The 13,036-nt window shown below is 50.6% G+C and carries 7 protein-coding genes; 4 read left to right on the top strand and 3 right to left on the bottom strand.

Annotated features, from left to right (window positions below):
- Positions 1–693 precede the first annotated feature (693 nt).
- From PPL9_RS06320 to PPL9_RS06310, 3 genes are all read left to right on the top strand, one after another.
- Positions 694–1,413: a LuxR family transcriptional regulator gene (locus PPL9_RS06320; RefSeq protein ID WP_057461895.1), complete on the top strand. Its 720-nt coding sequence runs from the start codon at positions 694–696 to the stop codon at positions 1,411–1,413.
- Between the two features lie 341 nt (positions 1,414–1,754).
- Positions 1,755–5,201 carry a pyruvate carboxylase gene (pyc, locus tag PPL9_RS06315; RefSeq protein WP_057461894.1) on the top strand — a complete coding sequence of 1,149 codons (3,447 nt, stop codon included), beginning with the start codon at positions 1,755–1,757 and terminating at the stop codon, positions 5,199–5,201.
- Positions 5,202–5,501: 300 nt separating this feature from the next.
- A complete protein-coding gene (locus tag PPL9_RS06310) occupies positions 5,502–6,107 on the top strand; it encodes a GPR1/FUN34/YaaH family transporter (protein ID WP_057461893.1) in 606 nt (201 codons plus the stop codon).
- A 50-nt stretch (positions 6,108–6,157) separates the two neighbouring features.
- Here PPL9_RS06310 and PPL9_RS06305 read toward each other — a convergent pair whose 3' ends face one another.
- Positions 6,158–6,907 (bottom strand): glutamine amidotransferase, encoded by a 750-nt coding sequence (locus PPL9_RS06305; RefSeq protein ID WP_057461892.1) that lies wholly within the window; start codon positions 6,905–6,907, stop codon positions 6,158–6,160.
- A 15-nt stretch (positions 6,908–6,922) separates the two neighbouring features.
- Positions 6,923–7,402 carry a TerB family tellurite resistance protein gene (locus PPL9_RS06300; RefSeq protein ID WP_057461891.1) on the bottom strand — a complete coding sequence of 160 codons (480 nt, stop codon included), beginning with the start codon at positions 7,400–7,402 and terminating at the stop codon, positions 6,923–6,925.
- Positions 7,403–7,768: 366 nt separating this feature from the next.
- Here PPL9_RS06300 and PPL9_RS06295 point away from each other — a divergent pair, with 366 nt between their 5' ends.
- The gene (locus PPL9_RS06295; RefSeq protein WP_057461890.1) at positions 7,769–10,756 is read left to right on the top strand and encodes an AsmA family protein; all 2,988 of its coding nucleotides are present in this window, start codon (positions 7,769–7,771) and stop codon (positions 10,754–10,756) included.
- Positions 10,757–10,865: 109 nt separating this feature from the next.
- Here the strand turns inward: PPL9_RS06295 and PPL9_RS06290 are convergent.
- Positions 10,866–13,036 (bottom strand): molybdopterin cofactor-binding domain-containing protein (locus PPL9_RS06290; protein WP_057461889.1); only part of this gene is annotated, 2,171 nt, incomplete at its 5' end.

Here is a 13,036-nt window from a genome sequence, read left to right as displayed (position 1 = left end):
ACTATAACGTGCAGTATATGCCGTTTTGGGTAGGTTACATCGTGTTAAATGGTTACAAGAAGCCTGAAGTTTTGCGGGTTATGTGTAACACATTCGCCGTTGTTACTAGCCGATTTCATTATTAAATGTCTTGTATTAGCATAAATTTTGCCAATTCTTATTGCCCCCAGACATGCCGCGGATAAGTGTTAGATGAGGCTTGTTGCCACTTCTGTTTTAACCAGTGAGTTTCATCGGGGAGGAGTTATCCCCGCTTTCCCCTCAGCCGTATCGTTAAGTTTTTTGCATCTATGCAGAATGAAAAGAAACACGGAATCTAACTGCGATACCTTGCTAATTGCTGGAATATTTTTCCTATATTACATACGCATCCGTATTGGTGGGTGTGCAATCTAAGGTTAACGTTTTATTAACCCGCTCCTAACAATAGCTTTTTCCAAAGAAATACTAATTCGATCTTTAAGTTTAAAGTTTTTCCTTCAGAGCTTTTCGAAAAAGACATAGTGCAATTTAACAATGTCAATATATATGGACGTAATTCTATTGGTATAGAAGTTAAATTGAATAGATTTCTTTCCCAATATGAAAACAATGAGCCTCGAATAGAAGATGGGTGATAGATACACCTTCTATATTGAGTGGATATTGCGTAGAGTAAGGTTGTTGGAGGCATAATATGTAGGGGTGTATAAAATGAATCCGTTGACTGCTGCACTAGAATTTGTTGAATCTATTAATAATGAAGAAACATCCGAAGGTGTTTCTAAGCGTATTGCTGAACTTGGCCAGTCTTTTGGCTTTACAAGCTTCTGTCTCGCTGCGATCCCCGAAGCTGGCGCATCTTTTGATGGGTCAATTATGTTGAGTGGTTGGCGTCCTGAGTGGCAACAACGTTATCTCGACCGTGATTACGTACAAAACGATCCGATTGTTGCGAAGGCGCGTACTGCAAGTCGTCCATTCTTATGGTCAAGCGTTGCTCGTGATCGCAATATTACTGCCGCTGCACAGCAAGTTCTGTCAGAAGCGCGCGATTACGGAATGTACGACGGCGTCTGCGTGCCAGTGCATGGCCTTCAAGGCTATCAAGGTATGTTGATCTTTGGTGGGCCGGAAGTACGTCTGAATGAACGCGAAATCAGTGTTCTTCATCTCGTTGGCATTTACTCGAGCAATAAGGTGCGCGAATTGATTGGTGCTAATACCAGTCGGCCCCGCCATCGCCTTACCCCTCGTGAACTTGAATGCTTGAAATGGTCTGCTGCAGGGAAGACAAGTTGGGAGATTAGTCAGATCCTGAGTATCTCTCAGCATACAGCAGATTGGTATCTGGCTTCCGCAGCCAGAAAACTGCACGCTGCAAACAGAACGCATGCTGTGGCCGAGGGTTTCCGGCTGGGCTTAATTCGTTAAGCCAAAATGACACCTACCTATGCTCTCGGCAGGGTTCGCATCGCGAATCCTGCTGTTTGCACATGAGCGATCGGATAAAAGTTGCACCTTTAGTCGTAAAAGTAGAAAATTTTTCGTGAGATATATTAGAGAAGTCAAAATTTCCGGTGTTTGTGTATATATTTTTACGTGTTTAGTTTTTCTCAATTGTACGATAAATTCCTTAGAATTTCCCCGTTTTCTTAATGTTTTGTGACCCGGTAAATATAGTAATGGCTCATGTGACAATAAATTAATCTTTCCATAGAGGGATTTGCTCGACTATAAAGCCCCAAAATACATAGAGACTGGGGGACCTAACTTTGGCTATTCAACGAATATTGGTTGCTAACCGCTCAGAGATTGCAATTCGAGTTTTTCGAGCTGCAAACGAACTTGGTCTCCAGACAGTCGCTGTCTTTGCTGAAGAAGACAAGCTGGCTTTACACCGTTTTAAGGCTGATGAAGCTTATCAGGTGGGTAAAGGCCTGGGTCCAATTGAGGCCTACTTGTCTATCGACGAGATTATCCGCGTCGCGAAAGAGCAACGCGTTGATGCAATCCATCCGGGTTATGGCTTCCTTTCCGAGAGTCCAGAGTTTGCTGAGGCATGCGCTGAGAACGGCATTATCTTTATCGGCCCATCGCCTGATACAATGCGCCGCCTGGGTAACAAAGTAGCAGCACGTGAACTGGCGATTAAAGCTGGCGTTCCTGTTATGCCTGCGACGGATCCGCTTCCTGAAGACATGGAAGAAGTGAAGCGTCTTGCTTTGCAGATCGGCTATCCGGTGATGCTGAAAGCATCATGGGGCGGTGGTGGCCGCGGCATGCGTGTGATCCGTGATGAAGAGACGCTTCTTCGCGAAGTTGTTGAAGCGAAACGTGAAGCGAGAGCAGCGTTCGGCAAGGATGAGGTTTACCTCGAGAAGCTTGTTGAGCGCGCCCGTCACGTTGAAGTTCAGATCCTTGGTGATCAGCATGGCAATCTCGTACATCTGTTTGAGCGCGATTGTTCTATTCAGCGACGTCACCAGAAAGTGGTTGAGCGTGCGCCTGCACCATATCTTGATGAAGAAAAACGCCGTGAGCTTTGCGAGTATGGCCTGAAGATTGGCCGCGAAGTGGATTACTGCGGCGCGGGCACCGTTGAGTTCCTGATGGATGCGGATACTGGCAAGGTTTACTTCATTGAAGTGAACCCGCGTATTCAGGTGGAGCATACCGTTACTGAAGAAGTCACCGGCATTGATGTGGTTCGCGCGCAGATCCGCATTGCGGAAGGTGGTCGTATTGGCGATAAAACGGTCACCGGTGTTCCTGAGCAGAACGCGATTGAGTTGAATGGTCATGCGCTTCAATGTCGTATTACGACTGAAGATCCTGAGCACAACTTCATTCCGGATTATGGCCGCCTGAGCGCTTATCGCGGTGCGACCGGGTTTGGTATCCGTCTTGATGGTGGCACGGCTTATGCCGGCGCGGTAATCACCCGTTTCTACGATCCTCTGCTTGAGAAAGTGACCGCCTGGGCCCCAACGCCTGAGGAAGTATGTGCGCGTATGGATCGTGCGCTGCGCGAATTCCGTATTCGCGGCGTTGCGACCAACCTGATTTTCCTTGAGCGGATTATTGGGCATGCGTCCTTCCAGGACAATTCTTATACAACGCGCTTTATTGATGACACGCCTGAGCTGTTTGAGAACATTAAAACAGCTGACCGCGCGACGAAGCTGCTGAACTACATTGCTGATGTCACTGTAAACGGCCACCCTGAAACAAAGGGACGCCCGAAACCACCAGCTGATGCACCGGCACCTGTGGCGCCGAAGTTCAAGCTGCCAGTAATGGACGGGACCCGCCAAAAGCTGGAACAACTTGGTCCTAAAGAATTTGCCAAGTGGGTAAAAGCTCAGCCGCAAGTGCTTGTTACCGACACGACGATGCGTGATGCGCACCAATCTTTGCTTGCGACACGCATGCGTACCTACGATTTGGCGCAGGTTGCTGATAGCTATGCGCAGGGATTGCCTGAGTTGTTCTCTTTGGAATGCTGGGGTGGCGCGACCTTTGATGTGTCCATGCGCTTCCTGACTGAAGATCCGTGGGAACGTCTGCGTCTCGTACGTGAGAAAGCACCTAACCTGCTGATGCAGATGTTGCTTCGTGGTTCCAACGGTGTGGGTTACGCGAACTATCCAGATAACGTTGTTCAGCACTTCGTGCGTCAGGCTGCTGAATCTGGTGTCGATGTGTTCCGTGTGTTTGACTGCCTCAACTGGGTTGAGAACATGCGTGTGTCCCTGGATGCTGTTCAGGAGCAAGGCAAGCTGTGTGAAGCAGCGCTTTGCTACACTGGCGACATTTTGAACAGCGCGCGTCCGAAGTATGATCTGAAGTACTACGTCAATCTGGCGAAAGAGCTTGAAACTGCAGGTGCGCATATTCTCGGTATTAAGGATATGGGCGGTGTGTTGAAGCCGCAGGCTGCGAAAGTTCTGATCAAGGCGCTGAAAGATGAGATCGATATTCCGATCCACTTCCACACCCATGACACTTCCGGTATTGCGGCCTCTACTGTTCTGGCAGCCGTTGAGAGCGGTGCTGACATTGTTGATCTGGCGATGGATTCTCTATCAGGTCTGACCTCTCAGCCGTGTATGGGTTCTGTTGTTGAAGCCCTGAAAGGAACTTCTCGCGATAGCGGTCTGGACACAGACCGTATCCAGCAGATTTCCTTCTACTGGGAAGCAGTTCGTACTCAGTATCGTGCGTTTGAGAGCGATCTACGCTTTGGTGCTTCTGAAGTTTATCTGCATGAGATGCCTGGTGGCCAGTTTACTAACCTGAAAGAACAGGCGCGTTCGCTTGGTCTTGAGATGCGTTGGCACGAAGTGGCGAAAGCCTATGCGGACGTGAACATGATGTTTGGTGACATTGTGAAGGTGACGCCAAGTTCCAAAGTTGTTGGTGACATGGCGGTGATGATGGTGTCTCAGGGTATTACACCGGAAGATGTTATTGATCCGAACAAGGAAGTCTCCTTCCCGGAATCCGTCGTCAACATGATGCATGGTGACCTTGGTATTCCTCCAGGCGGCTGGCCTGTTGAGCTGCAGAAGAAAGTTCTGAAGGGGCAAGAGCCGATTACGGTTCGTCCGGGATCTTTGCTTGAAGCCGAGGACATGGATGCCAAGCGTAATGAGCTGACAGGTATTTTGGGCCGTAAAGGTTCTGAGCAAGAGCTGTCCTCTATGCTCATGTATCCGAAGGTTTACACTGAGTTTGCCAAGGCTCAGGACAAGTATGGCCCGACCAGTGTACTTCCAACGCCAACCTACTTCTATGGTTTGAAGGTTGGTGATGAGATTATGGCTGAGCTGGAGCCGGGTAAGACAATGGTTATCTCTTGTCTTGCGATTGGTGAAACTGATGAGCACGGTGAAAAGCGTGTGTTCTTTGAACTGAACGGTCAGCCTCGGAACATCCGTATTATCGACCGCACTCACAGTGCTGCAAACACACCTGCGCGTCGTAAAGTTGATGACGACAATGAGCTTCAGGTTGGTGCGCCAGTACCGGGCGTTATCTCTACGCTCGCTGTGAAAACTGGTCAGGCTGTGAAAGCAGGTGATCTGCTTGTCTCCATTGAGGCAATGAAGATGGAAACATCTGTTCATGCAGAGCGTGACGGTGAGATCAACGAAGTCTGTGTGGCTCCGGGTGATCAGCTTGATGCGAAAGATCTGATTATTACCTTTAAGGGATAAGTCCTGAAGGTATTTGCTAGTCTGGATTAACCAGCAATGCGTTTGGTGCATGAGCACTATGCATTGCTGGTTTTTTCGTTTTAGTGGCGAAAATATATATATTTATCAGAATGTTATGTGTTTTTGACTTCGATGCATGACGTTAGGTATTGCTACGTTCCGTAGTAGTGCGGTTGTTCCTGTCTGTGTCCTTCTGTACTCAGCGCTCCAACTAATTCAACAATGTGTTTCCCAATTTCTGATCTTTAGGAACTGCCTTCCTACCAGGCCAGAGTTGGGTTTTTTATTGAGGGTGCAACCGTGCAAACTAAAACAGGAAACCCAGCAGTTATCGGCCTTGCTGGATTTGGTATGACGACTTTTGTTCTGCAAATGGTGAACATTGGTCTTCTGGAAAACATGGGCCCAGTGCTCTGGCTTGGCGTTTTTGTTGGTGGTCTTGCGCAGTTGGTCGCTGGTTTCCAGACAGGAAAGACTGGCAATAACTTCGGTTACAGCGCTTTCACCATTTACGGTGCATTCTGGCTGGCGTTTGCAGGCATTCTTGTTGGCAACAAACTGGGCTTTTATACATCTTCCCATTCTGACATCGGCTTCTTCTTGCTGCCATTCACCATCTATACCGGCATTATGTTCTACGGCGCGCTGCACATTCACACTGCAGAAGCTTCCATCTTCGGCAGCCTGCTGCTCGGTTTCATCCTGCTGGTTCTGGGGCATTTCGGTCCAGCGGTCTTCAACGTGATTGCCGGTTACGTGTTGATCCTGTGCTCTTTCTGCGCATGGTATGTGATGGCGCACATTATCTATAAGGATGTTTGTGGTCGTGATGTTTTGCCAGTTGGTTCGCCAATCCTGCAGCCGGGAGAAAAGATGTCTGGCGCAGAGGCTATTGCAGCTGAATAACTAAAGTGCAAACCTATATGAAAAGGCCCGGCAATGACCGGGCCTTTTTGCTATTTAGCTGAATGAGATGACCAGTGACTGGCGGGTTCGGATGCGTAACCGATCCAGTTGTCCATGAAGTTTTCCAACCAATGTAGAACTGCCGGGTCGTACACAAAGCGCTCGCGGAAGTGCTCACCGCGCTTTTTGGCTCCGGGTAACACCAGTCGGCTTGCAGCGCGAGTGGTCCAGCGGCTCATCATGGCGTAGGTGAGTTCCGGGTGAAACTGGATGCCGAATGCATTATCGCCCACGCGGATAGCCTGATTTTTGTAGGTTGGGCTTGAAGCCAGAAGCTCTGCACCCGTGGGAAGAGAGAAACCTTCCCGGTGCCATTGATAGACCTGCTGCGGCCATTCCATTAGGTCAGTGCCAGACTGAGTTGCTTCCAGCGGATAATAGCCGATCTCAACCAATCCATCATCATGGCCTGTGACTTGGCCACCAAGGTTTTTGGAGAGCATTTGCGCACCAAGGCAGATGCCCAGGAAGGGTTTGTTTTCTTTGAGCGGAACGCTGATCCAGTCGATCTCTTGCTTCACGAAGTCATCGGTGTCATTGGCGCTCATTGGACCGCCAAAAATGACAGAGCCCGCGTGGTCAGCAAGTGTGTCCGGCAGTTGGTCGCCAAAACGAGGGCGACGAATATCCAACTCGAACCCGCGTTTGACCAATTGCTGCCCGACGCGACCGGGGTTTGATGTTTCCTGATGCAGCACCACCAAAACTTTGGCTGGGTGCTGATTATTCCGCTCTAACATTGTAAATCAAAACCTTCAGGTCGAAGAAGGGCTACTGCCACTTTGTCGCTTGGCCACTTTTTGCTTAAGCTTCATGCGGTCTCTGGAGGACACGCCTAATAGCTCGGCAACGCGCCAAATTGTGTTGTCTTCAAATTCATGGACGGACCCATCTGCGTAGACCATTTCCCAGAGTGCCTCGATGACTGTCAGGCGTTGCTCCGGCTCCAGCTTGCGCTTGAGGACTGATGTGAAGCCATAAAGATCAACTGCATCCTCATCACGTACTTTGGCGAGGTCCATCAGCTCTTTTGTGTCTTCCTCATTCAGCTCATACTGCTGCTGTAAGACGCGTTTTAACTGGTCCAGCTCCTGCTGCTCAATCTCGCCATCTACAGCGATGATATGGAACATGAGCGCTGCGACCGCCAGCCGTTCATCGTCTTCGGAAAAGCGGCCTGCTTCTTCCTGCTCGTTTGACAGGTCTTTGAAGAACTTTTTCAGGGCGTCCAGCATTCATGTGCTCCGTGCAACTATTGGTTTTCTTGCACTTTAAAATAGTGCTTTTCTGTTGTGCTTAAAGATGATTCAGATCCGAATGGAATACTATTGATACGCAAAAACAATTACAAAAGCCAAGGAAAAGGACAGAAATACGCCAATTTGAAGCCACGTGATACTGCGACAATTGGGAGCAAATATGATAGAACGCAGTGGTTCAGGATAGGTTGTGCTTTTGTTCTGGGTCTTGAAAGGCTTTAACCAATCATAATTTAGACGTTTTCTACGGGCTTTTTGCCCTGTATTTGTTGAGTACAAGCTGCTTACATGAGAGTCCTTTTTCGGGCCTCACGAAACCGTCCACTAGGATACTAAGACTAAATGAAACGCTCTCTTCTTATTTTTGGAGCTCTTGCCGCTCTTGTGGTTTGTGGTCTGGTGCTTGCGCCACTTCTCGTTCCGCAGAAACAGCTGAAAGCCCAAATTGCAGAGTCTTTTGAGACAGCAACCGGATGGAAGCTGCGTCTTGATGGGCGTACGAGTGTGGATCTGTTTCCGACACTGGCGATTGAAGTTGATAATGTTGGCGTTGCAGGTGTTGCGCGAGCTGACGGGATTGAGTTTGCACGGGTTGAGAAAGCCCGGTTCGAGCTGAACTCTCTGCGTTTGCTGACTGGTGGCAACATCATCCGCAACATTGAGCTTGTCGAGCCAAAGTGGACGCTCGAATTTGATCAGAAAGGCGGGGCGTCCTGGCAGCCGCAGCTTTCTGAGGGTGAAGAAGGGGAAGCCTCTCTGGTTGCTGCAAACATTGCAGGCCGCGTTGCTTCCTTTATGCAGCAGTTGGACTTGGACACCGTCAGCGTTCAAAAAGGTGTCGTTTCTTACAGTGAGCCAGAGCAAGAAGCACCAATAGTTCTTTCTGAGATCGATCTCGTGCTTAATTTTGAGCATGACGGTGATGGCCTGACAGCAGAAGGTGCGTTTAATCAGAGTGACGAGCGTTATGTTGTTGGTGGGCGTGTTGGATCAGTTACCGCGCTGAGCGAGGCTCGCGCGACGTCTGTTGAGGCTCATGTAACTGGTCCCACACAAGAGAAGGTTGGTTTTAATGGCCAGCTTGCCTTTGGTGCACGGCCTGTTGGCACCCTGCAAGTTTCTGTTGAGTTGCCGAGCCTTGCTGCTGTTGCTGCACAACAGGATGCGAACTTGCCAGAAGGTGTTGGCAGTGGTGCACTGACAAGTGAGCTGCAGTTCCGTCAACGTGGGGTTCGCACAAAAGACCTATCCATTACTGCTGGCTCTGTTGGCTTTGGCGGCAACATTGCGTTGAACTACCTTGAAGACGGTTATGAGTTGAAGGGGCAGGTCAGCGGACAGTCATTGAATTTTGAGCAGCTTCTGCGCTTGGTTGGGCTGGATGTTCCTGCATCCGGTTTTGCCAATGTAGATGCTTCGTTCTACGGCGTTGGCCAATCCTATGATGAGTTGGTTGCTGCGCTGGAAGTTGATGGTGGTGCGATCCTGCGGAAGGGGCGTGTCGCTGACATTCACCTGCCGAATATGCTGGCGGTTGAAGGGCGCGACGAAGCTCTTGATGACATGGATCTGACTTTTGTCTTCTCAGGCCTGTCTCAGCCACTACAGCTGCAAGGCACCGCGCGCTGGCATGGTGAGCCGATTGTTTTGCAGGGTGGTCTGCGTTCTGATGCGAATATAGACCTCGCGTTCTCCAGTGAGATGTTTTCCGGGAGTTTGACTGGTCCGTACTCATTGCGTGATGGCTTTGATGGGATCTTTGCTTTCCAGACAGATGACTTCAGCAATTTTGCCCGTTGGTATGGTCGTCCGCTCCCTCGCTATCTGCGCGGTCAGAAGCTGGAGCTTTCAGGTCAGTTTGAAGCTGATGATAGCGGTGTCGCCTTTGAGAATGCGCGGTTTGTTCTGGATGATACAAGCCTCAAAGGAACTGGCCGTCTGGATACAGGCGAAGTTCCAAAGCTCAGTGGTGAATTGGAAGTTGCGCATGCATCTTTCGATAAGATGTTCTCTCGCAGTGATGAGAAGAATGCCAAGGGCGAGGGCGCTTATGACTTCTCCGTCCTGCGCAGCTTTGATCTGGACCTGGCGCTTTCCATTCAGGACCTGAAGCTCGGTGCGCTTCGTGGACGAAATGCAGAGTTGAAAGCAGCGCTGTCTGATGGCCGATTGGCTTTGGATGTTGCCCGTGTTGGCCTTTATCAAGGCGAGGGTGCTGGTAAGCTTCTTTTGAACGGCGCAACGGTTAAACCGGGTATCTCTGCTGAGTTCTCGCTAAAAGGTATTGATGCGGCTCCATTCCTTGCATCGCTCAGTGATATGCCGCGGGTTGATGGTAATCTGTATGCTGAAATGGATGTGAACACCTCCGGTAAGACACCAAGTGATCTCTGGGTCAATATGGGTGGAGCGCTCAGCTTCCAGCTTGGCAATGGCATGTTGCATGAGTTGGATGTGGATCGGTTGGTTGCCTCTGTCGGGGGCAAAGGCATTACGGGTTGGCCGTTTACGGACAATGATCAGACTGAATTTTCCAGCTGGGGTGCTGATGTGATCTTTGATCAGGGTACTGCTGAATTTCAGGCACTGACGTTGCAAAGCAAGACTGCATTGGTTGAAGGACGCGGTGCGATCAAAATCAAAGATGGTGAGGTCCTGTGGTATCTGCAGCCAAGCCTGCTCGATCAGTCCAAGCTGGATGATGAGGGAGCTGCAACGACGCAGACCGCGGATATGGCACCGCTGAAGATCCGTGGATCGATCAACCTTCCGAGCTTTGAGCCCGTCGATGTTCAGGAGTATGCAAGCGCGTCTTTTGGTGATGTGAAGCAGACACAAAAGCTTTCTGAAAAGCTGGCGAAGGATCTTGAAACTGCAAAGACAGTTGAAGAGGCGCAGCGTTTGCGGGCTGCTGCTGCTGCAAGAGATACGGCTGTTGCGTCACCTGAAGCTGCTAAGGATGTGGCAGCTGAACCAGCCGTGCTTGCTCAGCCATCAGCGGCAGATAATGACGTGACTACAGCTTCGGTTGGGGATGGTGATCTGCCTCCTCTTGCCGAAGGAGCGGTTGCGAACACTGATACCTCTAAGGTTGTCATGCCTGTAGCCAAGCCGGGAGAGGCATCAACGCCTACGGTTGCAGCTACAACACCGAAGAAATCACGGGTGATCGCAGCTCCAAAGCGGGACTTGAAGCGCCGTGATGTGGTGCCGCGTGGGCCGGGGAATGTGAATGTGGAAGCGGTTGCTGATGGAACCGCAGATCCTGATGCAACACTGAGCTCTCTGGAAGAAGCGTTTGGTATGCCAGCTGGCTTCCTCTCCGATTGATCAAGCCTCCATACAGAAATGAAAAGCCCGGAGCGGTGAATGCTCCGGGCTTTTTTTGTTTTGAGCGAATTCTTGTCGTTTGATTGAATACAATCAAACGGAACGCTCTCTAGATAAAGTCGATCTCGTTGCTGAGTGGCATCTGTCTGATGCGCTTACCTGTTGCTGCGAAGATCGCATTTGCCAATGCTGGCGTTGATGGTGGTGTACCAGGTTCGCCTGCGCCACCCATGCGTGGAGAGTTCTCCAGCAGCTCAATGGTGATCTTGGGGGCTTGATACATGCGCATGGCATCGAACGTGTCGAAGTTTGCTTGTTCGACCTCGCCATCAACCCATGTGATTTCCTGTCCCAACGCCTGACTGAGCCCGAAGTTGATACCGGACATGATTTGATCCTTGAATATACCTGGATCAAGAACGATGCCCGGATCGGCAACGGCCCAGACTTCCTCAATGGTGACAGTGTTGTCGGTGACGTCTACCTGAACCACTTGTGCGGTCCACGTTCCGAAAGACAGAACGTGGGCGATGCCACGGCCTTTGCCAGCGGGTAGCGGTGTACCCCAGCCGGACATTTCTGCGACGCGCTTCAGGGCTTCCCGTGCTGGCCGGGATTCATCGCTAGTTAGATGAGCCAAACGGAACTCAAGTGGATCTTTGCCAGCTTTGTGTGCAGCTTCATCCATAAAGCTCTCATGAAAGAAACCGTTGACGGAATTGCCGACCGAGCGCCAGAAACCAATAGGCACCTGAAGATCTGCCACGTGAGCCTGACAGCGGATGTTTTCAACATCCAGCGGCTGATTGAAGGCGCCATCGAGTACTGTGTTGTCTGGGCCAGCCGGGCTGATACCCGGGAAGATCCGTGGCATAACGCTCTGGATGATGGATGGAGAGGCCACCTGCATGTCCATGGTCTTTAACGTACCATCCGGTGTCACCTGACCTTTGAACTGACCAATCGCCATTGGACGGTAGGTGTCGTGCTGCGTGTCTTCTTCGCGCGTCCAAGTCACTTTTACTGGATTTGGTGCGGTTGCTTTGGCGATGACAGCAGCATAAAGCGCAAAGTCGACTTCCAGACGACGTCCAAAGCCTCCACCAAGACGGGTAGTGGTAACGTCAATGTCGGCGCTGTCCATGTCGAAGTTACTGGAGACAACAGACTGAATGAGTCCGGGAGCCTGTGTTCCAGTCCAGACACGGATCGTGTTTTCGTCGTGCTGGGCTGTCGCGTTCATTGGCTCCATCGTGGCGTGGGCCAGGAATGGGACACGGTATTGCGCTGATACGGCTTCACTTTCCGGAATAGATGTAAAGACCTCTGCATCAGATCCGGTGCCACCCAACTCGAATGTGGCTTCTTGCGTCAGTGCGTTTTCAAGGGCGGACCACATTTGATCGGAGTTTTGAAGGGAGAGTGGATCGTCCCACTCGATCTCCAAGGCTTCAGCGCCTTTGAACGCTGCCCAGGTGTTGTCAGCGACAACGCCCAGACCTTCACCCGTGATTGTTCTGATTTCGACGACATCTTTGACGCCGGGAATGGCTAGTGTTGCGGTCTTGTCGTAGCTCTTGAGGCTGACACCTTTGCGTGGGGCCATTCTTACGGTGCCGTAAAGCATGTTTGGCAGTTGTACGTCGATGCCGAAAATGCGGCCTCCGGTGACTTTGTCTTTCAGCTCAACACGCTTTTGCGATTTGCCGAGGATCTTCCAGTCACTGGCTTTCTTAAGCTTTATCTCGCTTGGAGGTGAGACCGCAACGGCTTTGCTTGCCAGCTCTCCATAAGTGACAGACTTGCCGGAGGCTGTATCTGTGATGGTACCATTTGCAAGTGTGAGATTATCTTCTGAGGTGCCGAAGTGTTCTGCTGCTGCTTTTAGAAGGACGAACTTTGCGGCATATCCGGCTTCGCGCATCTTCACAAAGGCGTCGGTGGTGGAAGAGGAGCCACCGGTCATGTTCAGACCGAGGAACTTGGCGACGATTTTCATCGAGCCGCGAGCAAGTTCTGCCAAGACACTTTCATCATAAAAGGGGAAGGGGGTGGATTCCTCCAGCATTGCAGCGTTGAAATAAGCCGGGCTGGATGGACCATGTTCCACAACCACCTGCTCAAGCGGAACTTCCAGCTCTTCGGCGACCAGAGCTGCCAGTGTTGTGTGGACGCCCTGACCCATCTCAGCACGGGGGGCGATGATGGTGATTGTGTTGTCTTGATCAATCATCACATAAGGATTGAACGGTGTTTCACCTTCAGCCTTCTTAGCATCCA

The sequence above is a fragment of the Pseudovibrio sp. POLY-S9 genome (genome assembly GCF_001431305.1).
GTDB lineage: Bacteria > Pseudomonadota > Alphaproteobacteria > Rhizobiales > Stappiaceae > Pseudovibrio.
This window is presented reverse-complemented; position numbering and strand designations above follow the sequence as displayed.

Excerpts from the sequence above, each read along its gene's own strand:
- PPL9_RS06320 (WP_057461895.1), top strand. The coding sequence starts at position 694 with ATGAATCCGTTGACTGCTGCACTAGAATTTGTTGAATCTATTAATAAT.
- PPL9_RS06305 (WP_057461892.1), bottom strand. The coding sequence starts at position 6,907 with ATGTTAGAGCGGAATAATCAGCACCCAGCCAAAGTTTTGGTGGTGCTG.
- PPL9_RS06300 (WP_057461891.1), bottom strand. The coding sequence starts at position 7,402 with ATGCTGGACGCCCTGAAAAAGTTCTTCAAAGACCTGTCAAACGAGCAG.
- PPL9_RS06295 (WP_057461890.1), top strand. The coding sequence starts at position 7,769 with ATGAAACGCTCTCTTCTTATTTTTGGAGCTCTTGCCGCTCTTGTGGTT.